The organism is Paenibacillus sp. 05T425 (assembly GCF_056396205.1).
In genome coordinates this window covers 1-21,879 of the sequence record NZ_JBFTLA010000008.1, presented here as the reverse complement: position 1 = coordinate 21,879, position 21,879 = coordinate 1, and the positions used below count along the sequence as shown (strand labels likewise).

Below are 21,879 nucleotides of genomic sequence, written 5' to 3'. Positions count from 1 at the left end.
TTAGAATCGGTTAATATGACGGGGGTAAATATGAAACAAGACCTGTTAAATACAAAAGTGAAGTTTATACGCGGGTTTGGAGATAAGACGCGCATTCAAATTCTTGAAAGTATTCAGAATTCGGAGAAGACCGTATCTCAGATCATCGAGGGAGTCCAGGCAAGTCAATCGAGCGTTTCCCAGCATTTAGCTTGTCTCAAGGAATGTGGACTCATCACGAATAGGCAGCATGGAAAGTATATCTATTACAGCTTAAGCAGCGAGAAAATTAGACTTCTCCTAACCATGATTGATGATGTGTTTGCGGAAGTCCAAACAGAAGTAGCATGTTGTGACCGACATTTCGAAAAGGTTGAGAGTGATTGTCGTGTCAGATAAAGAACTTAAGTTCAAAAAAGAGCTAATAGTCATGCCGGTCAAAACTTACAATATCCAAGGCATGGATTGCAGTTCCTGTGCTCATACTCTTGAAAATCATTTAAGACAGAATCCAAGAGTCAAAAACGTCACAGTTAACTTTTCTACAGCAAAAATGCACATCGAGCATGAAAATAGTATTGAGGATATTATTAAGGAAGTTGGTAAAACAGGCTACAAGGCTACACTTTCATCGAAAAATAGAACCACACCCATAGAACAGCGACAAAATCATCAACCTGCAATGATTTTATCAGGGGTTCTACTTCTACTTGGGTTTATTAATGCTCAAGTGAATAATGACTCGTTGCTAACTACGATATTGTATGCTTGTTCTGTTGCTATTGGCGGCTACAAACCAGCTAGAAGTGCATTTTACGCTGTTAAAAGCCKATCGTTAGATATGAACGTTCTCATGACAATAGCTGCAATAGGTGCTGTACTAATTGGTGAGTGGTTGGAAGGGGCAACTGTTGATTGGCTGTTTGCACTGGGGAATGCGCTGCAAACAAGTTCTATCGAACGAACGAGAAAATCGATTAGAAGCTTATTCGATTTGGCGCCTCCAATTGCGTGGTTAAAACGCAATGATGAGCTAGTTCAAGTACCAGTCGATGAGATTCAGTTAGGCGAAGTTATCGCTGTGAGGCCTGGGGATAGGATAGCTCTAGATGGAGAAGTGGTCTCCGGAGTTTCAATGGTTAATCAAGCGCCTATAACCGGTGAATCAATTCCTATCGAGAAACAGGTAGGCGATACTGTATATGCAGGCACAATTAACGAACACGGCACCTTGGATGTTAAGGTAACCAAGCATGTAGAAGACACGGCCATCGCCAACATTATTCACCTAGTCGAAGAGGCGCAAGAGCAGAAAGCTCCTGCACAAGCTTTTGTTGATAAATTTGCAAAGGTATATACACCAATAGTTTTTGTTCTTGCCTTAGTGACGATTGTTTTGCCACCGATTCTTGGGATGGGATCATGGTCAGAATGGTTTTATCGTGGGTTAGAATTGCTCGTTGTGGCATGCCCTTGCGCACTGGTCATTTCAACTCCCGTAGCGATCGTATCTGCTATTGGCAATGCCGCGAAAAATGGGGTGCTAATTAAGGGAGGGACGTCCCTTGAAACAGCCGGAGGATTAAGCTCCATCGCTTTTGATAAAACAGGAACACTGACAGAAGGTAAACCTAAAGTAACGAGCATCATTACGTATGGAATTGAAGAAAATGAATTGTTGTCTATCGCACGAACGTTAGAAGAGAATTCGTCCCATCCAATTGCACAAACCATCGTTCGGTATGCCAAAGACAAGGGAGTATCTATACAAATTGGTAGGGAATTCACTAATATTGTTGGCAAGGGAGTTAAGGGTCATATCTCCGGAATTGAGTATTTTGCCGGAAATTTAAAGTTGTTTAAAGATTTAGAGATCCCTATTACTCATATCGAAGAACAAGTTGAGCAGCTACAGAGCAGCGGTCATACACTTACCATCATCGGATCGGCGGTTACGATAATAGGTATTATTGCAGTGTCAGATTCAATTCGAGAGACAACGTTAACTGCTTTAAAAGGACTTCAAAATGCTGGTCTGAAAGAATTCGTGATGTTAACCGGAGATAATGAAGGGACCGCCAAAAAAATTGCCTTGCAAGCCAATATATCTCGATATTTCGCGGAGATGATGCCAGAAGATAAAGGGTCTGCTATAAAGAAACTTCAATCTGAAGGGCATATAGTGGCTATGGTAGGCGATGGAATAAACGATGCACCAGCACTAGCAACAGCAGATCTTGGTATTGCCATGGGAGGTGCCGGTACAGATACAGCAATGGAAACTGCAGATGTCGTACTCATGGCAGATCATTTGGAAAAGTTGCCACACACTATAAAACTAAGTAGAAAAGCAATGCGAATTATAAAGCAAAATATCTGGTTTTCGATTCTAATTAAAGCGATAGCCTTGACTTTAATTTTCCCAGGCTGGCTGACGTTATGGATCGCTGTACTGAGCGATACAGGAGCTGCTGTATTAGTTATTTTAAATAGCATGAGGCTTTTACGATTGAAATAGACCGACATAGTTGGTAAGGGCAAGCACAGTCTACCGAACTCCCCCGTGTTMGGCAATGATCACCCTGGCCTATGTAGCAGCAGACTGAGTAGACCTCGGTCTGCTGCTTTTTTCGACACGTTCAATTTTTAATAGCGCTTACATTAGGATATTCATAGGGAGCTTCGCTCTTTGTCATTATAATGAAGTTGCAATTAACTTAATGATGAGGTGAGGTGGGGGTATTAATGAAGGGGAAGTCCGTATTATCATTGCTTCTTGCTTGGATGTTGATTGTCGCGCTCGTTCCGTCTTATGCAGGTGCAGATCCAGCGCAGGGTCCGGTTAGTATTGTTCTGGGAGAGACGAATACGGAGAACGGAATAACGGTTTGGAACGGAGATGGCCCGGGAGGGGTCGTCAAAGAGACGGTCCAAGGAAAATCTGGATGGAGAACCGACCCGGCGGGAGGCGGGAAATATATTTACCTCAATGTGTCTGATGCCTTTATCCATGGCGGAACGAACGCAGTCACGGTCACGTTCGATTATTACGATAGGGCCGAAAGCGCGGACAACGTTTTCGGATTCTCGTATGACTCCGTAACAAGCGCTTGGGATTATAACGTGCCCAAGACGTATCTGACGGGCAGCAATACCTGGAAGAGCGTCACCTATACATTAAAGGACGCGAACTTTGCGAACAGGGAAAATGGGGCCGACATCCGAATTGACACCTCCGTCCCCGTTCTGTTCGGAAGCATAACCGTGGGGAAAAGCGCGGCAACTTCCGTAGCGACGGGAATTCAGGCGGTTCCGGCAGCCGTTAGCCTGCCTATCGGAACAACCCGAACGATTGCCGCAGCCGTATTGGACCAGAACGGTTACCTGATGAACAAGCTGACCATCAGCTACGCCAGCAGCAACGCTGCCATCGCCAAGGTAGACAGTACGGGCAAGATCACGCTCTTGCAGCTGGGAAGCGCCGTCGTTACAGCGAAGTACGGCACCTTCACGACGAGCGTCCCCGTTACCGTAACGAAGATTAACGGACCTGTAAGCGTAATCATGGGGTCTGCCAGTCAGGAAAACGGATTGACGGCATTTGCCGGAGATACTAACGCCAAGACCATCCAAACTTACAATGGCACTACAGGTTGGCAGACGAATCCCTCGGCCAGTGCGCACTATATCTACATTAAAGTATCTGATAATTACATTTATGGCGGGAAAAACACGGTCAAGGTAACGGTAGATTACTACGACAGCGCCGTAACGGGAGAGAAGGGCTTCAAGCTTGCCTATGATTCCACGCTGACCCCGTACGCTTATACGGAGCTGACCTTGCTGACTGGCAGCAACACTTGGAAGCAGGTGGAATACATCGTCGAGGATGCTCAATTCAGCAACCGTCTGAATAATGGCGCCGACTTCCGGATCGAGACGAACACGCCGGTCTGCTTCTCCAAGGTAACCGCTGAATTGATCCCCACCGTGTCCATGCGCGGAGCTCAAGTCAAGGCGGGCAGCGTCTTCAAGGAGACGGAATCGTCAGCAATCAACTTGGTTTTTGACAATCAGTTCGATGCCGGCAGAGAGCTGCACGTGACGTACAGCCTTCTTGACTATTCGAATATCGCAGTGGATGAAGGCGAATTCGATATCAGCCTGAATCCGGAGCAGAAGGGACTCGTCATGCCGCTGAATTTTGGCATTCTGGATAAAGGGACATACACCGTATCCGTTGACGCCGTCAGCGCGGATGGAACGATTAACCTCCATGAAGACCTGCATATCGGAACGATTGCCGATCTGACGGGCCAACCCGTTCAATCGTTCTTGGGCATGAACACCCACTTCAGCAAAGCGTACGGAGGCTCGGACATACGGCTTCCTCTTGCTGCCCAGACGGGAGCCGTATCGATTCGAGACGGCTACAACCCGGGCAATCCGACGACTTATATCGATAACGCGACTGCTAACGGATTAAGCACGTTCATCGTGACGAGTACGGATCCCGTCGTCATAGAACAGACGGTGACGAGCCTGCTGGGCAAAGTAAACGCCTTTGAAATCGGCAATGAATTGAGTACCCAATTGACGCCCGCGCAGTATCTGGCTATTCTGCAGAACGCGTATACGATTATTAAAGGCGTGAATCCAAACATAAAGGTAGTCGGCGGCGTAACGCTGAACTACGACGAGCCTTGGTTGAAGCAGCTGGTCGATCTTGGCGCGACGGAATATATGGACGTGATGTCCTTCCATGTGTACCCTTCCTATAATCCTGAACAAGGGGAGACCCTCGCCGAATTCCAGGATTTGGACAATTACATCAAAGCTTATCAAACGAGTCACGGGCTCACGAAGGACATCGAATTATGGCTCACCGAGATCGGCTGGCCGACAATGGATCAGAAGTGGGGTGGGTTCACGGAGGTTGATTCGGCTTCGTACGGGGTTCAACTGTACGTGGCCAATCTAGCAAACGATAAGCTAATCGATAAAATATACTGATATGATTTCCTGAATGACTGTACCGACAGTACCTTCTACGAATGCAGCCAAGGCGTACTGTACGTAGACAATTCGCCGAAGCCTTCGTTCGTAGGGTTCAATGCCGTGTCGGATCTGCTGGGCGGAGCCACCTTCGTTCAGGCTTATAGTCTTGCAGACAATGACGTAAGAGCTTATAAGTTCCACAGGGCTTCCGACAACCAAGATATCGTCGTGCTCTGGTCGAATACCGACAAGCAGATCGGCTTGCACACAGGAAGTGCCCAGGTCGAGCTGATAGATATGTTCGGCAATGCCCGTACCTTCGATACGATCGACGGGACGACGACATTCACGGCTACTCAAGAACCCATCTATCTCATCGGGAACCTCACCGCGGACCCCGTGCTGGATACACCGACTTATGAAGCGAACTCCTCCGTCATTGAGGCGGCTCCCGGGGAAGAGATCCAGATACAGGTTACTCGGGCAGGAGGGGCAGAATCGCTATCCGGCACTTATGAGCTAGCTCTTCCGAATGGCTGGCAGTTGGTATCGGGAGGCACCTTCAGTGCGGGATCGGCAACGGATACCTTAACCGTCAGAGCCCCGGCGAGCTCCTCCATCGGCGTCGCGCGAATCTATCCGATCGGTTCGGCGGGCGAGAGGTACGGCAGCCTGACGCTCGATGTCCTAATGAAGGAGGCAGTCGTCGTGCATGCCTCTCCTGTGGTTAATGATTCGGGGAACGGCTGGGATCTGGCGGTCACGATCGACAATCAGGATGCGCTCGGGACGATGAGCGGTGGCACCGTCACGGTGCTGGAACCAGCTGACATGGCTGGAACGTTCACCTTTGCGCCAATTGCGCCTCATTCAAGCACAACCCTTGCGATTCCGGCGCCGTCCTTAAGCAAGGATACTCCATTGTCTATCAAGATCAAGATAGACCGGGATGATGGGTTCACGCAGCTCATCGAACGGAATATCAGCGCTCTGACGGCTGTCAAGGCGCAGCACCCCATTGTGGTCGACGGCGTTATCAACGCTGCGGAGTGGAGCAATACGGAATTAGTCGCGCTTGATCAGGCCTCTCAGGTCCGGCTCATGACCGACTGGGGAGGTACGGAGGATCTGAGCGCAGTCTCCTATACAAAGTGGGACTTGGAGCAGCTGTACTTGGCTGTTCAGGTGACGGATAATACCCATTACAACAATAATCCTCCGGGCGATGCTTGGAAGGGAGATTCCATCCAGTTCGCCATCGATCCGGGCCGCTCCATTGAGCCAGGCAAGCTGGGATGGAGCGAGAACATCGTCGCATTGAATTCAGATACGAATGCGGTCATGAAGAGAGGTGGCATCGGCGGCAATAATCTGCACAATTCATCGGTCGCGATTCATCGGGAAGGAACCCAAACCGTCTACGAGATGGCGATTAAATGGTCGGATGTGTTGCCGGCCGGAATGACGCCGTCTTCGGCTAACGCCATCGGGTTCTCTCTGCTAGTTAACGATAATGACGGAACGGGCAGACGCGGATGGATGGAGTATATGAGCGGGATCGGCTTCACCAAGAATCCGAACTTATTCGGGGACTTGATCTTAACGGATCGAACGAATTTTGGAGAGGACCTCTTGGAGCCAACTTCGATTGCGGTCGATCAGTCCTCGGTCAACTTGACAGTCGGAGGCACGGCTACTGTAACGGCTTCGGTCTACGACCAGAATAATGAGGTAATGAGCGACGTTCAGGCCGTTTGGTCAAGCAGCAATCCGGCGGTGGCCGATGTCGATTCGACGGGGAACATTACGGCGGTGTCCACCGGCACGACTGTATTGCAAGCTGCATATGGTGGCTTAACCGTGGACGTGGACGTGACGGTTCAAGCACTTACCTTGATCTCCGACTTGTTCAGCGGAAGCAATGGAAGCGCGATAGCGGGACGAACGCCGGACACTTCTAACCTTCCGGGAGGGACTTGGTCGCTCGCAAGCTTCCCTTCTAACGGCAATTTTTCCGCCTCTGTGAATAACGTGCAAGGCAATCCGGCGCCGCAGGCTCAGATTACCGCGGCCGGGAATGCCAGGGGCGCAATCGCCATTCCGCTCGGCAGCTCCGGTACCTATCTCAAGCCGGCGAGAATGCGCATCGAAGCCGATCTCTCGTTCCCGGTGAAAGCTACCGAGCATGTGGGACTCGGATTCTACGCCTCACTTCCCTCCCAGAGCAGCGGTGAGGTCGTCGAGACTTATTTTACCGGCTTAAGCATCGACAATCGGACGGGAGCCATCACGCTTAAGGTGAACGGGCAATCCGTCGGGTCCGAGATTGCGTATACCGGAACGTGGGATCCGGAGAGCGGCTTCCTCCATCTCGCCTATACGGTGGATACGTCAAACGGCGCGATCTCCGACGTAACGTTTACGGGCAGCACGAGCAATTACAGCTTCACGACGACCGGATTTACCGAGAATGCGACGGCTTATGCGGCCGCTTTGATCGGATCTACTTTCGCGAGGGATCACCGAGTTTATCTGGATAACTTCAAGGTCAGCGGAGTATAGAACCAAGCGTGACAACAGCGGTGCGAGGAGTGATCCACGCACCGCTGTTAAGCGTGCCTGTTAAGATATTCATAGAGAGGAAGTGTAGATATTCCATTCTCACTCGCAGCGAAACTTTATACAATTACGATGAATCTATTGAAGAAACGAGAAAGGAGGGCCCTTAAGAGAGCTGGTCAGGAAGGTCTCCCTTTACAGGAATAAACAGACTATAATGAATAATATAAAAACTATTATCTGGGGGCGATGGCTATACTCTCGTTAATCCAATCGATCAAGAAGCGGATTATGGATGTATTCGCCTATATTTCTCGTTCCCTTTTTCGCAAAATGCTGCTCGCCTTATTCGCCATCATCACGTTTACCGTATCGACGCTGGGTCTGTATACCTACGATCATACTTCCTCAGACATCAAGCAGCGCGAGATTAAGAACATGGAGTTGTTCAGCTCGCAATCGGCCTCCAACCTGGAGACGCAGATGGCGAACATTAAGAGTACCGCCTGGAACTACTTCTCGGACCCGAGATTCCAAAACTACGTGGAGACATTAGGCTCCGATCCTCTGGCCTATAGCGAATTCTCCGGCAACTTCAGCCAGTTCGTGACGGATCATTCCGCGGTCGAATTTATCGTGGTAACGCAGCTTGAAGGTAATCGCCTGATCAAAGGCAACATCAACRATACTGACGTGGTCGACTTCGATGACTTAAAGGATATCGCGGTTGCGAATAGCGGCAAAGGCGTCTGGATACCTTCGATCGCGTTCGATCGTCGTACGGGTCAGGAGGTGAGCACGCTCACGTTCGTACAGGCGGTCAAAAATATAAGCACGCTTTCCAAGTTCCCCATCATCGGCGTCCTGATGATCCAGCTGTCCTATGAGTATCTGAAGGAATGGCTCGAGGGACTCGGAGAGACGGAAGGCGTGAACTTTCTACTCGTGGATTCCAAGACGGAGACGGCCCAAATATCGGCAGATATCTCCTTGCTTGGCAAGCCTTTGGAACGCCATAAGGACTCGGAATTGCTATACGTCTCCCAGCCCTTGGCGAATACGTCATGGGTACTGGTCGGCATCGTCGATGTCCGCACCCTGCTCAAAGAAGTGAACGAATTGGCGCGGGATACAATCTATATCGGGATTGCCTGCTTATTGGGAGCTATGCTGATTGCCATTCTTCTTTCCTCACGAATTCTGACCCCTCTCAAGGAGCTTAAGAAAGGTATTCTAGCCGTCGAGAAGGGCGATTACGATATTATTCTGCCTATACGCACCAAAGATGAGACCGGATACATCATTCATCGGTTTAACCATATGGCTGAGGAGATCAAGGCGCTTATCCTGAAAGTGTACGAGACCGATCTGGTCCGCAAAGAAGCGGAAATCAAGGCGCTGCAATCCCAGATCAATCCTCATTTTCTATACAACACATTGGGCATTATCGATAGCCTCGCAACCTTGCACGATGACGATCGCATCAGCCTGATCAGCCGATCGCTGGCGAAGATGTTCCGATACAACATTAGCGCCAACCGAACGTCGACGATGCAGATCGAGCTGCGTCAGATCGAATTGTACCTCTACATTCAGCAGCAGCGTTACGGGAACCGGTTTAAATATGCAATCGAAATGGAGGAGTCATTGTACGGCATTCCTATTCCGAAGCTGTTAATGCAGCCTCTGGTCGAGAACTGCTTCGTGCATGTCTTCGATAAAATGTCCGCGCATAGTGAATTGCGAATTCGCGGCTGGAGCAGCTCCGATCAAGAAATCTATCTCTCTATATGGAATAATGGGCCTCCCATCGAGGCGGCAAGATTGGCGGAGTTGAACATGCTGCTGAGTCAGGATTTACAACAGCGACGCGAAGCGAATCCTCCAGCTTCCATAGGGCTGATGAACGTGCAGAACCGAATCAAGCTTCTTTATGGCCATTCGTATGGGCTTACGATAACCAGTGAGCGGGAGCAAGGAACGGAAGTCGTCATTCTACTAAGAAAGCTGGGAGAGGAGGAGCAATCGGATGAAACTGCTCCTTATTGAAGATGAGCCTATCTTGCGTCAAGGCATTATCCGGATTATCGAGCGAATGGGGCTGCCGATCGAGGAGATCGGCGAAGCCGAGAACGGACTCGAAGGCTTGCGCCGTCTTGCGGAGCTTCGGCCGGACATCGTCGTTACGGATATTCGGATGCCGGAGATGAACGGGCTTGATTTTATACGCGAGGCCAAGGAGCTAGACGAGAAGCTGCAATTTATACTGGTCAGCGGGTATGAGGAATTCGAGTTCGCCAAGAGAGGCATTCAATACGGAGTTGCCGACTATTTGCTGAAGCCGGTCGATCCCGAAGAGCTCCGGGGCTGCCTGATTCGAATCATGGCCAAGATCGAGCAGGATCGTCGTCATTCGTCTCTCGGCGATGAGCTTCAACTGCTTCAGCAAAGAAGCGAGGAGTCCTCGCGCCAACGACTGTTGACCAAGCTGATCCAGCAAGGCGGCGAGAGCACCGCCTTCGAGCAGGACGAGAAGCTGGCTTCCATGAACGCCTTTTGCCGCGAGTTCGTAGTCGTCTTGTTCGAGGTCGCGATGCCCGCCTTGCCTTATCGCTCCTTCCTTAAAGGAGACGAAGCCCTGCTTCGATACGCGGTCTCCAACGTTATTTCCCAACTGCTTGATTCCAAGGAGCGAGAAGGGACGTTGTTCCTTCATTCGATCTATGACAAAGAGCTCGTCTATGTACTCGGAGACGGCAAGTCCATTGATCTGACCGTCTTAAAGCGGGAGCTTGAAGAGGCGATGACGGGGATTAGCGGCTATCTCAAGCTTGAGGCGACCATCGGCTTCGGCATGCAGGTGCGAAACATTCGCCAGATTCATCAGTCCTATCAGCAAGCGAAGCAAGCGCTGCGAGATCGAATCATCCATGGACGAAATAAGGTATACGGGATGACACCGGCAGCCGGAGGCAAAGGGAACGGGAGCTCGGTTCTTGCGGAAGAGGATGAGAGACTCGTGTTCCGCCTCTTGAACGATGGCAATGCGGCAGCTTTGACCAAGTGGCTAGACTCTCGCCTGGAGACCCTCGTTCAATACGAGGAGTCCAGCTTTAATCAATTGGAAAGCTTCTGCATCGATTTTCACCTGCTCTATCGCAAATATCTTCTCCTTCAGACGAGTATCCCGGAGTGGATCATCGGAGAAATCGACGATATGCAAAGCTGGCTCCACGGGGTGGAGTACTGGACGGAGATCGGAGTCAAGCTTGCGGCAATGACGAATAATCTAATCGAACACTTAAACAGAATGAGGCATTCCACGAATCCCGACCTTATGGACGAGATCAAGCTATATATTGACTCCAGCCTGCATGAACCACTCAGTCTGCAGACGATCGCAGATCGCTTCTATATCCATCCGAACTATTTCTCCAGACGTTTTAAAGAGAGGTTTAAGAGCAACTTCGTCAGCTACATGACGGAGGAACGGATACGCAAAGCCGAACAATTGTTGAAAAAGACGGAGCTTCAGATCCAAGAGATTGCCGTCCTTGTTGGCTTCCCCGATGCGGCTTACTTCAGCAACGTATTCCGGAAGACGACAGGTATGACTCCGATTCAGTATCGCTTGAAAGCATCAGCTTCCTCGACGGAAGCCGGTGGATGATAGGAGGAGATTCTTAATTGAAGAGGGAATGGCAAGATCACTACAAGACGTTGATCTGCGGTGCGACTTTCAGCGGAATCGGGGCGGCGTTAGCGAAGCCGGAGACGACCTTGGTGGTCGAACGATCCGCAGCGGTCGGGCAAGAGTTTATCGAGAGCTTCAACCCCGGACGAAACGCAGGTCGCTCTCGTTTTCCGAATTCGGACATTCGTTCGTCGAAGAGCTTCGGCAACGTAATTTGATAGGGGCGACCTTAGAGCCGGCCCACCTGCCGGGTCTTCACCCGGTCCTGTGTCGGAGGCTGCTGGATGCACGAGTCCAGGTTCTGTTGCTGACGGAGATTGTTCAGATCCGGAAGCTCTCTGCGGGCTTCGAAGTCGATGTATACAATGCTTCCGGCATCCGCACGTTAACGGTTGATCGTATCCTGGATACGACGACTAGCCGGCTATCACGGTTAGCGGATCGCTTCCGTCCTGCACGGCGCCGTGTTAACGCGTATATTCATGCCGATATCGCCGAACAGGTGTTGCCTGCGGTCGACGATCCAAGAGTAGAGCTTGTTCAAGGCCGTTTTGATGCGGAGCATATCGTCAAATGGACGCTTGAGGCGGACGACGATTGGCCCGCGGCAAGAAACGGTCTATTAAACTATTGGCAGAATCGCCCAAGCGAGCTTCTCCCTTGGACGATCGCGGCCATCGCCTCCGTATTCGAATGCGAAACGCCGAGAGGCTTGCAGATCCTTATGGACGACTGGTTCTGGCTGCCATCGGAAGGATACGGGCATCCGGTCGAAGCCATCGACCAAGGCTATTTACACCAAGCGAGATGGGAGGGTGAACCCGATGGAGAGCTCACGATGGTATAGAGACGGTACGGTCAACCTATCTCCCCTCGAGGGAGTTTATGCGGGCCGCTATGATGTCATCGTAGCAGGTCTGGGAACAGCAGGCGCGATTGCAGCAATTGCCGCCGCCAGACAAGGGCTGAAGGTACTTGCAGTCGAGCGACTGCATGGTATGGGCGGCATAGGAACAGCAGGGGCCGTATGGAGCTATTATTTTGGATCGAGGGGCGGCTTGTTCGAGAGCTTGGACGAGCAGGCGTTGACTCTTTCAGCTAGGTGCTTCACCCCTTCCCAAGGAGTGAACGGAGAAGCCAAGATGGTCGTGATGGAGAAAGAAGCGATCCGGCTTGGGGTCGACCTCCGGTATGAGAGCACGATCACGGGAGTCCTGAAGCAGGGCAACCGGGTATGCGGAATCGAATGGATTTCCGCGGTAGGCAGATTCGCTGCGGAAAGCGAAGTCGTGATCGACTGTACGGGGGACGCGCACGTGAGCGCGCTCGCGGGAGCTGGAATGTGCTGCGGTCGTCCGATGGACGGCCAGTCGCAGCCGTTCTCGAACGTATGGCTGCAGCTGGAGAACGGACAAGTGAGCTTCCGGCATACCGATTCGGGTTTTGTCGATCAAAGGGATGCGTTAGGTCTGTCGCAAGCGATTGTTGCGTCCGCGACCGTCACTACGCACTTGAAGGCCGTTTATGAGGAACGGGACCGCTGGCTTCGCCTTGCGCCTCTGATCGGAATACGGGAAGGCAGGTTTATCGAGGGGGAAGAGCAGGTAACGCTCGAACGTTTCCTGAACGGCTGTCATACGACAGAGCCCTTGTTCTACGCTTATGCCAATGTGGACATCCACAGCAAGGACATCGCGTTCGAGAGCGAGACGTTGCAGAAATGGACGGTTGCCTGCAGCATGTGGGGACATAAATTATCCGTTCCGATTCCGCTCGGCGCTCTCATTCCAAGAGGGCTGGAGGGGCTCGACTTGACGTGACCCTGCCAGGAGCGTCCCACATTACGTATGACATGATTCCTAAACTACGATTGGCCGCTGAGCAAACGCTCTTTCGCTGGGAGATGGCATGGCCGACCGAGAGGTGAAATTTTCATATTGATCTGGTTAAGTATTTCTATTTAGTAAGCGGTTGCAACCCTTTATGATGAAGGGGGAGAACAACCACACTTCACGGGAGGTTTAAGAAATGAAGAATGATAAGGGGATTAAACAAAAAGGGGTTGCGCTCTTAGCAATGTCGTTTGCCTTTGGTGTGCTGGCAGCATGCGGTTCCAATAATGGAAACGTTCCGTCTGCTGAGACGACTACGCAGCCGAGTAGCAGCGCTCCAGCGGAGAATACGACAGAACCTTCAAAAGAAGCGGTTCCTGTCGAGATTATGGTCTGGGATAAGCCGGCGCCGGATGCCTCGACTAAAGTAGTCACCGAAGAGCTGCAGGCTAAGTTCGACGCCGCTTATCCGCACATCAAGGTCATTCACCAGGACGAGACGCAGACGCCTGAGAAATTTTTGGCAGCGGTTGCCGGCGGTGAGCAGCCGGATGTGTTCCGGCCTTCCTTCCCCAAGATGCAGGAGTACGTTCAAGCAGGCATCGTGGCGGATATTACGGATTTGATCAACGGCTCTCCTGACAAGGATCGCTTTATCGATGGAGCCTTCAACATGGCAACGCGGGACGGCAAAATCTATGGCGTACCTTTATCCATGTATTCGACTGGCGTGTACTACAACAAGAAGCTGTTCGAGAATGCCGGAATCACTAGTGTTCCAACCACCTGGGATGAATTCGCCGCAACGGCCAAAACCGTTCAAGAGAAAAATCCGGGGACCATCGGGTTCGATATTCTCGGCATGGACTGGGGCGATTGGCACTTCGAGTACTACGTCTGGCAAGCAGGCGGAGACTTGACGGAGCTACAACCGGATGGAACAGTCAAGCTTACCTTCACTTCGGAAGCTACCGTTAAAGCGTTGCAGTATTATAAGGATTTGAAGTGGACACACAAAGTCGTCCAGAGCAACGTTCTTCAGTCTTACGAAGAGAATAACAAAGATTTCTACAGCGGCAAATCAGCAATGATTCTTGGTGCGTCCGACTCCTACAACACCTTCGTCGGCCAAGGCATGGACCCGGGCGAGATCRGCTTCATGCCTTACCCGGTAGGTCCCGCGGGTGTAGGGCCGTCCCAGGTAGGCGGCAGCTTCTGGGCCATCAGTCCGTCGTCGTCCCCGGAAGAGCGCCAAGCGGCTTTCGAATACATCATGTTCATGTCTTCCAAAGAAAGCTTTGAGACCAGGCTGCAGTTCAATAAAGATAACGGTTTGGGCATCAACCCGTTCACCGTCGTCAAGGACGTGGATCTATCGAATTATGTCGAGGGAATGCCTGCCGATTTCTTAAGCGCCATTCGCAAGGCAGCCGAGACGCAGCAGTTGGAATATTACTTGAAGTCGAGTCTGAGTCCTTACGTGGTAAAGCCGATCCAGAAGGTTCTGCTTGATAAAAATGCAGATCCGCTGACTGAGCTGAAAGCTGCGGAACAATTGGCGCAGAAGGAAGTCATAGACAAGTATAACGAGGACATTCTGAGCAAATCCGGCAAATAATAGTAAGTTATTGAGATGTCGGGGTTTCCTACACGGAGATCCCCACATCTATTCTTTTGAAGGCGGTGAAAAGATGAAGCTCGAAACCACTCCTCCCATAAATGCCCTCCAGACCAAAAGGAATCGCTTCCGCATTCGGTGGACGCCGGTCTTGTTTCTATTGCCATCCGTTATCGTCTTCATCGTGTTTAAATATTATCTGATCTTCTCGGCCGTTCAAATCAGTCTATTTAACTACGATATCGTAAATCCGCCCGGCAAGTTCGTAGGGTTAGAAAATTACTTCGTCTTCTTGAAGACATCGACGTTCTGGCTTGCGTTGAAGAACACTTTTATCATCTTCCTGTTGTCCGTCGCGTTAACGTTCTGGGTTCCGATCGTTCAATCGCTTTTCCTTAGCGAGATTCGCAAGGCGAACGCGGTGTATCGGGTGCTGTATCAGATTCCGAGCATTCTGCCGGTCGTGGCAGGCGCGCTGCTGTGGAAGTGGATGTACAACCCCGATAGCGGGCTGTTCAATTACTTGCTGGGCAAAATCGGCCTCGGGCCCTACGGCTGGCTGAACGATATCGCTATGACTAAATTCGCAATTGTGCTGCCAGGGTTCTTTGCTAGCGGCGGAATTGGAGTGTTGCTATACTACGCCGCGATCAAGTCGATCCCTTCGGAATTATTCGAATCGGCCAAGATCGACGGCTGCGGCCCATGGCGCCGTATTATGTTCCTCGTGCTTCCGAACATTCGCTTCGTCATCCTAATCCAGTTCATCTCGTTTATGTCCGGTGCGCTGCTCGCGTTCGATAATATCTTCATTCTTACGAGAGGCGGTCCTGCGGATGCTTCGTTGGTCGTGTCCTTGCTTATCCAGCGTTCCGCCTTCGAGCAATCGAACTTCGGCATGTCGGCAGCGCTATCATTCTTCATGTTTCTTGTCATTGCCGTGCTGACGGTCATTCAATTCAAGCTGCAGAGGGAGGAGAACTGATTCGCATGAAACCTAACCGCATCTCAGAGAAAGGCGAGAAGGGACTCACTGTCACCGCCTATGTCGTGACGATCTTTTTCCTCGTGTTCGGCACGCTGCCTCTCGTGTGGCTGTTCCTCACTTCCATCATGGACAACGAGTCGATTCAATCTGCTACGCCAAAATTTCTTCCGGACGTGCCTCATTCCATTACCGTCACGTTAGATTTCACAGCCGTCGACAGCGAGGAGGAGCTCTTCTACAAGAAAGAAGCGATGGAGGCGATCTGGTTCCCCTGGGCGTCATTAATTCGCAACAATATCGGCGAGATTATCGTGAAGGGGACGAAGGACGGCAAGCAGCTGTTCCGGGCCAAGACCACTTCGGCTCAATTCTATGTGGGCCAGATGTCCATCGTTCCTACTCGCATCGTCAACGACAAGGTGATGAAGCTGAAGCTGGCAACCATTGCGGAGAGGAAGCTGAGCGACTTCGTATGGTATGGATCGGATAGCAAGCCGGCCAAGACGCAGGCCCTTTCCTCTGATCATGAGGTGGCGAAGCTCTATGGGGATTTTTTCTTATCCCATGACGTGTTAGCCGGGAAAATAACAAGCATCGAGCATTCCCGTAATTCGCTGAGACTGTTCGACAGCTTCGCAAGCTTACAGCAGATAGCGTTCGGGAAAGCGGGCGATCTTGGGTTCTACCGATACTTTATTAACAGCGGAACCGTCACGTTCACCGTCATCCTTTGGCAATTGATCTTCGCAGGTATCGGCAGCTACGCCTTGTCCCAACTCATCCGCAGCAGCCGTCTGAGATTCACGCTATTGATGTTCTTCCTGGCGACGATTATGATTCCGGGGGTATCGATCCTGATTCCTCAATATATTCTGATTAAAAACTTGCATCTGAGCGACTCCTTGTGGGCCATTATTCTGCCGCATTTCGCATGGGGCTTCGTGATCTTCTTGTTCAAGGGTTTCTTCGATCAACTGCCCAAGGAATTGCTGCAGGCGGCACGGATCGACGGGGCGACGGAATTCAGTATTTTCCTGCGGATTGTCATACCAATGTCGATCCCTGTGTTCACCATTGTGGGGGTCATGACCTTCGTGCCCGTATGGAATGAATTCATGTGGCCTTATATTGTAACGAAATCGCCGGAGCATTGGACGTTCCCGGTCGCGATGAACGACATGCAGCAGACGACAGACCGGAATACGATCGTACGGCCTAACCTGATCAGCGCGAGCGGCATTCTCTCTCTGATCCCTCTATTGATCTTGTTCATTTCCACGCAACGTTACGTTGAGAAAGGGATTAATTTCACAGGAATTAAGGGCTAATAATCACATGAAGGAGCAGAGGTAAATGAGAAGCTACGAGGTTGTCATATACGGAGCGACACCAGGCGGAATCGGCGCAGCGCTCGGAGCGGCGAGACAGGGTCGGCGGACATTGCTCCTGGAACCGACGGATCATCTAGGCGGAATGCTGACAAGCGGGTTAGGAAGAACCKATATTCTTTCCCATGATGCATTCGGTGCCGTATTCCGTGAATTTGCCGATCGTGTGCATGCGTATTATCTTGAACGATACGGCGAACAATCCGATCAGGTCAAGGAATGCAATAAGGGATTATTTTTTGAACCTTCAGTCGCAAAGCGCATCCTGCAGGAGATGACAAGCAAGGAAAATCTTCTTCAGATCCACATGAGCGCGGAGCTGAAGGGAGTCCGAGTAGAAGGCAAACGCTTGTTGGGCATACGAGTACAAACGGATGCAGAGGAATGGGAGATCGAAGGCAATCTGTTCGTGGACGGGACTTACGAGGGTGATCTAGCTGAGCTGGCAGGTGTTCCTTATCGACTGGGACGTGAATCCCGGGATGAATGGAACGAAGAATATGCCGGAAAGCTGTACATGAACTTCGACGAGTCCAAGGAAGTTTATCCCGGCAGCACAGGCGAGGGGGATGACCGGATACAAGCCTATAATTACCGATTATGTCTAACCCAGAACCAGGATAATTTCGTTGCGATTACTAAGCCTCAAAGGTATGAGCGCGAAGACTATTCCACGCTCGCAACCGATGTTGCGGAGCAACGCATCAAGTCCATTCGCGATGTGATCAATATTTTGTCCGTGCCAAACGGCAAGACAGACTGCAATAACCACCATTATTGCATGTGTTCGACAGACCTTCCGGAGGAAAATACGGTATATGTCGATGGAGATCGCGAGACGAGGGAACAATTCGCCAAGCGTCAGATTCAATATATTCAAGGGCTGCTTTGGTTTATTCAGCACGATGAGGAGCTGCCGGAGCCATTTCGCAAAGATGCGCAAAGCTGGGGTTATGCGGCAGACGAGTATACCGATTACGATAATTTCCCCCCGCAACTTTATGTGCGTGAAGCCAGACGGATTCAGGGAGAATATACGTTTACGGAAAATGATGCAAGGCTTGCTCCAGGCTTGGAGCGTGCGCCGATTCAGTTCGACAGCATCGCTATCGGAGATTACCCCATAGATTCTCATGCGGTGAAAAAACGCGAGCCGGAAGGTCAAAATAAAGCGCTTGAGGGGTTTCTCGGTCTCAATTGGCTTTCGGAGATCTATCAGATTCCATTCGGTGTTATCGTCCCGCAAGAAATTGACGGCTTGCTTGTCCCAGTCGCCGTATCGGCAACGCATATGGGCTTCGGAACCATTCGGATGGAGCCATGCTGGATGCAGCTCGGCTTTGCGGCAGGCATAGCTGCAGACCTTGCGATTACAAGAGGCGCGGAAGTGCGACATGTGCCGATCGATGCCTTACAGATCAGCTTGCTTGACAGAGAGCAGCGTATTACCTACTTTGAAGATGCGGCCTGGGATCATCCTGCGAGGCGGGCGGCGGAATACTTTGGAACGAAGGGGTTCTTTACTAGTTATGCAGCCGGATTGGACGATCCGATTCCGCTATCCGAGGCATCTAAGCTTATCACATGGGTACGCACCTTATCCGGATGCCGCGTCTTGCCTGTGCTTCCGGCGACGGACCGCCTCATCCCGGTTGGAATGGATATGGGGCCAAGACTGCCCTTGGAGGAAGCAGACCCACGGGATTACTGGCGTGACCGAACGCTATTAACATGGGCTATGATGGTTCAATGGATAAGAGTTGCTTCAAGAGTGCTTGGCATCTCCGCCGGGGAGGACCCGGATAAGAAGCTTAACCACGAGTCTAGCGTCACTAGAGGAACATTCATGTACCGCCTTTATAAACTCATTCGTGAGGTTCAGCAAGTTAGCGGATAAGGAGTATTCATTTGAGAGAATCCGGTAGATGGTTAGGAAAAAGCTGGGCCACTCTTGGAGAAAGCATCAGCGCGGCTAATGGTTATCAACCGTTGGTGTGTGCCAAAGTCGGTTTTGGGAATATGGTAAATCTCGCTGTCAGCGGTTGTCCGATGTCGGCTGGTGGAGACCGCGACTACGGGGCGACCGTCTATGCGGGCCGATCCTTACAGGAAATGCCTGACTGTATTACGATTTTTGCGGGAACCAACGATTTCAGGCTCGATAAGCCGCTGGGGAACATGGAAGAGCGGGACATTCATACGTTTTGTGGCGCCTACGCGACATTGATCGAGGAGCTGTTAACGCGCAGGCCCGACACCCGTCTGAATTTGTGGACCCCGCTTCAGCGGGATAAGGACGGGTATGATACAACCTTTATAAACAGTGCGGGCTTTCGACTCTGGGATTACGTCGATGCGGTTCGCCATATCGGGGCCTATTATGCCTTACCTGTGCTTGACTTGTATGCTGAAAGCGGAATTACCCGGTTAACTTCGGATTATTTCACTCATGATCGTCTTCATCCCAACGAGGCAGGCTTTCGGCGGATTGCAGAACTGGCCATCCCTTTCCTAGAGCGAATTTGATCGGCAAATGAAGATTAGCATAGAAGTACAATAAATGCATTTGTATAAGATGAGGGTGTCCCAAAAGGACATCCTCTTATTCTATAGGAAGACTCCGCCTTTCACTCTAATAACGAATATTCTATTCTAATGGACACTACGAACGTTTAGCGATCATTTAATGCTCTGTCTATTTGCTAATGGACATCACGAACCGTTACAGGCACTTAATGAATCAAAACGGTACTATATGCCGTCTTAGCGTCGCTTTTGTCCATTAGTGACTCGGTAACCGTATATTGTTAGTTTAAAGCGGCTATTTTGTCCGTTACTCTTAACTGAGAAGTAAGCGAGCGCTCCTAGAGTAATTGGGCGAAGTAGTCGGCGAGCAAAACGCAGCGTTTCTGCTAATATCGACAACTGGAAGTGATCGTTTTTCGCATGATTAGGATCAGAAATATTATGGTTAAACCAGGATCTTCGTCTATGAAACTAGTTATCTGTCTAACACGTCTTAGTTGCAAAAACATATGATAAGGCATCTGTATCGGGAGGTGTAGGTATTGGTTCTCGAGTCTATTAGTCGCGGAGAGAAATTGCAAATTATGAGTTTTAATCCATGCCGTGACGATTTGCAAATAAAAGTAGTTGCCCCAAGAGGGAGACTCGGATTTGCAGGAGCAATGGGACAGCAGGGGCCGGCAGGACCACAAGGGCCGCCGGGAGTTCCGGTACCCGGACTGCTGACTTACTATGATTTTGTTCAAATCCCCAATCCGATGACAGCAGGCGGCCCTGCGATTGTCGTGCTTTCACCGCCAATCGCGCCAGCGACAACAGGGCCTGAGGTGCAAGTCAGTAATCAATTTGTGGAGCTTCGTGGTATAGAAGCGAGCAGCAGAATTGCTTTGACGGCAACCGTTGTATGGAGTTTTTCCTTCGTTACGCTCCCCGCACCGGAGGTGGCCATTGGAACGCAAAGAATACAGTTTAGTTTATTTCGCAATGCGCCTTTGACAGGTCAGCGCATATGCCAAGTCTTAAATGCAGGCAGCGTCACACAAATCAACGTTGAAGGCGACGAGACAATGCTCGTCACGGGGACATTCACAGCCTCATTCACTTGCACAGATTCGGGATTTACAGGCAACACGGTAAACTATTATCTAACGGCAGCTGCAGGTTCATCTTCCGGGTTTAGTTTTGATCTGGATGAAGGTGGTCCAACGGCTATCAATGAATTTATGAATATCAATATCAGTGAAATTCATTTTAGCGGAAAGGTTATCGGATCTAATGCGGTCTAATCAATCTGGAGGTGTAAATCGTGCATTGTGCTCCAAGGCATAAGAGAAGGGTGCTAACCAGAAAATGCTGCAAACGTAAAGTCAAAGTCATTGTCCGCCGAGGACCAAGAGGACTTACTGGCCCGGTTGGCCCAAGCGGCCCCGCTGGACCGGTAGGTCCACAAGGAGTTCCCGGTCCAGCAGGGAGCGGGCTGCTGACCTCCTACAACTTTGTCGAAATTCCGAATCCAATGGTAGCCGGCGGACCGGTCATCACGACTGTCGGACTGCCGGTAGCGCCTGCTACGATTGGGCCTGAAGTACAAGTGTCGGCCGAATTTTTAACGGTAAGCGGGGTTAATGGAGACAGCCGGATCGCGCTTAACGCGACCATCGGATGGAGTTATATGTTCGAAAGCGGGTCTGCTCCCCAATTAGCGGTTGCAAGCCAAGTGATGCGCTTCAGCTTTTACCGCGATGCGGCAATTACAGGTACGTTAGTCGGTACAATCGTAGATGGCGGTACCGTAACGGAAATTAATTTGGTGGGCACGGGTACAACCCAGATACAAGGATTTTTCACATCGACATTTAACGTCACCGATACGGGAGCGGCAGGGCCAACAACGAACTACTTCTTAACTGCGGCAGCTGGACCACCATCAGGCTTTGGCGTCGGCTTTGATGCCCCGCCTGTACCTATAACGAATTTTACTAATCCGGTTATCACTGAGATACATCTTAGCGGAGAGGTTATTGCACCAAACCCATAAGTTAATCAATACTTGTGTTAGATAGCAGACTCTTTTTCCAAACTCTAGTTCACCGTAGTCTCATTAAAGTCCGCGATTATCGCGGCTTTTTTGTTTTGATTTCAATGATTGGGTAGCGTCAAGAAGTTTGTGTAAGAAGGTAGGAATATCCATTGGGGAGACGGGTGTGAGTTGTGTTTGAATATTCTGAAAAAATAGTCGGTAGGGCTTAGCTCCTATTCGACTGGAACTTATTGGTTAACCAATGGCCTGTGGATAG

At 50.6% G+C, this 21,879-nt stretch carries 16 protein-coding genes; all 16 read left to right on the top strand.

Annotated elements, in window-relative coordinates:
• Nucleotides 1-30: 30 nt before the first annotated feature.
• Nucleotides 31-378 (top strand): ArsR/SmtB family transcription factor, encoded by a 348-nt coding sequence (locus AC1DF0_RS19015; protein ID WP_477574978.1) that lies wholly within the window; start codon nucleotides 31-33, stop codon nucleotides 376-378.
• Nucleotides 332-2,497, top strand: coding sequence for a heavy metal translocating P-type ATPase (locus tag AC1DF0_RS19010; protein WP_477574977.1), 2,166 nt, complete (start codon nucleotides 332-334; stop codon nucleotides 2,495-2,497). Before AC1DF0_RS19015 ends, AC1DF0_RS19010 begins: the two co-directional genes overlap by 47 nt.
• A 227-nt stretch (nucleotides 2,498-2,724) precedes the next feature.
• Entirely contained in the window at nucleotides 2,725-4,992 is a 2,268-nt protein-coding gene (locus AC1DF0_RS19005; protein WP_477574976.1) for an Ig-like domain-containing protein, read from the top strand.
• A 105-nt stretch (nucleotides 4,993-5,097) separates the two neighbouring features.
• Nucleotides 5,098-7,539: a sugar-binding protein gene (locus AC1DF0_RS19000; protein WP_477574975.1), complete on the top strand. Its 2,442-nt coding sequence runs from the start codon at nucleotides 5,098-5,100 to the stop codon at nucleotides 7,537-7,539.
• A 246-nt stretch (nucleotides 7,540-7,785) separates the two neighbouring features.
• Entirely contained in the window at nucleotides 7,786-9,585 is a 1,800-nt protein-coding gene (locus AC1DF0_RS18995) for a sensor histidine kinase (protein ID WP_477574974.1), read from the top strand.
• Nucleotides 9,566-11,206, top strand: a complete 1,641-nt coding sequence (locus tag AC1DF0_RS18990; RefSeq protein WP_477574973.1) for a response regulator — start codon at nucleotides 9,566-9,568, stop codon at nucleotides 11,204-11,206. The genes AC1DF0_RS18995 and AC1DF0_RS18990 overlap by 20 nt, the downstream gene beginning before the upstream one ends.
• A 17-nt stretch (nucleotides 11,207-11,223) precedes the next feature.
• Nucleotides 11,224-11,448: a hypothetical protein gene (locus AC1DF0_RS18985; protein ID WP_477574972.1), complete on the top strand. Its 225-nt coding sequence runs from the start codon at nucleotides 11,224-11,226 to the stop codon at nucleotides 11,446-11,448.
• 86 nt (nucleotides 11,449-11,534) lie between these two features.
• A complete protein-coding gene (locus tag AC1DF0_RS18980) occupies nucleotides 11,535-12,077 on the top strand; it encodes a hypothetical protein (RefSeq protein WP_477574971.1) in 543 nt (180 codons plus the stop codon).
• Nucleotides 12,055-13,050, top strand: coding sequence for an FAD-dependent oxidoreductase (locus AC1DF0_RS18975; protein ID WP_477574970.1), 996 nt, complete (start codon nucleotides 12,055-12,057; stop codon nucleotides 13,048-13,050). The genes AC1DF0_RS18980 and AC1DF0_RS18975 overlap by 23 nt, the downstream gene beginning before the upstream one ends.
• Before the next feature lie 208 nt (nucleotides 13,051-13,258).
• Complete coding sequence (locus AC1DF0_RS18970) at nucleotides 13,259-14,680, top strand: extracellular solute-binding protein (RefSeq protein WP_477574969.1); 1,422 nt, start codon at nucleotides 13,259-13,261, stop codon at nucleotides 14,678-14,680.
• Between the two features lie 73 nt (nucleotides 14,681-14,753).
• The gene (locus tag AC1DF0_RS18965) at nucleotides 14,754-15,665 is read left to right on the top strand and encodes a carbohydrate ABC transporter permease (protein ID WP_477574968.1); all 912 of its coding nucleotides are present in this window, start codon (nucleotides 14,754-14,756) and stop codon (nucleotides 15,663-15,665) included.
• 5 nt (nucleotides 15,666-15,670) lie between these two features.
• Nucleotides 15,671-16,996 carry a carbohydrate ABC transporter permease gene (locus AC1DF0_RS18960; RefSeq protein WP_477574967.1) on the top strand — a complete coding sequence of 442 codons (1,326 nt, stop codon included), beginning with the start codon at nucleotides 15,671-15,673 and terminating at the stop codon, nucleotides 16,994-16,996.
• A gap of 25 nt (nucleotides 16,997-17,021) precedes the next feature.
• Entirely contained in the window at nucleotides 17,022-18,953 is a 1,932-nt protein-coding gene (locus AC1DF0_RS18955) for an FAD-dependent oxidoreductase (RefSeq protein WP_477574966.1), read from the top strand.
• Nucleotides 18,954-18,964: 11 nt separating this feature from the next.
• On the top strand, nucleotides 18,965-19,582 hold the full coding sequence (locus tag AC1DF0_RS18950) for an SGNH/GDSL hydrolase family protein (RefSeq protein ID WP_442052825.1): 618 nt from the start codon (nucleotides 18,965-18,967) through the stop codon (nucleotides 19,580-19,582).
• Between the two features lie 542 nt (nucleotides 19,583-20,124).
• The gene (locus tag AC1DF0_RS18945; RefSeq protein ID WP_442052826.1) at nucleotides 20,125-20,868 is read left to right on the top strand and encodes a hypothetical protein; all 744 of its coding nucleotides are present in this window, start codon (nucleotides 20,125-20,127) and stop codon (nucleotides 20,866-20,868) included.
• A gap of 50 nt (nucleotides 20,869-20,918) precedes the next feature.
• A complete protein-coding gene (locus AC1DF0_RS18940) occupies nucleotides 20,919-21,620 on the top strand; it encodes a hypothetical protein (protein WP_477574965.1) in 702 nt (233 codons plus the stop codon).
• Nucleotides 21,621-21,879: the final 259 nt, after the last annotated feature.

Bases quoted from the DNA above. Each gene is read 5' to 3' on its own strand.
- AC1DF0_RS19005 (WP_477574976.1), top strand. From the start codon at position 2,725: ATGAAGGGGAAGTCCGTATTATCATTGCTTCTTGCTTGGATGTTGATT.
- AC1DF0_RS18990 (WP_477574973.1), top strand. From the start codon at position 9,566: ATGAAACTGCTCCTTATTGAAGATGAGCCTATCTTGCGTCAAGGCATT.
- AC1DF0_RS18975 (WP_477574970.1), top strand. From the start codon at position 12,055: ATGGAGAGCTCACGATGGTATAGAGACGGTACGGTCAACCTATCTCCC.
- AC1DF0_RS18965 (WP_477574968.1), top strand. From the start codon at position 14,754: ATGAAGCTCGAAACCACTCCTCCCATAAATGCCCTCCAGACCAAAAGG.
- AC1DF0_RS18960 (WP_477574967.1), top strand. From the start codon at position 15,671: ATGAAACCTAACCGCATCTCAGAGAAAGGCGAGAAGGGACTCACTGTC.
- AC1DF0_RS19015 (WP_477574978.1), top strand. From the start codon at position 31: ATGAAACAAGACCTGTTAAATACAAAAGTGAAGTTTATACGCGGGTTT.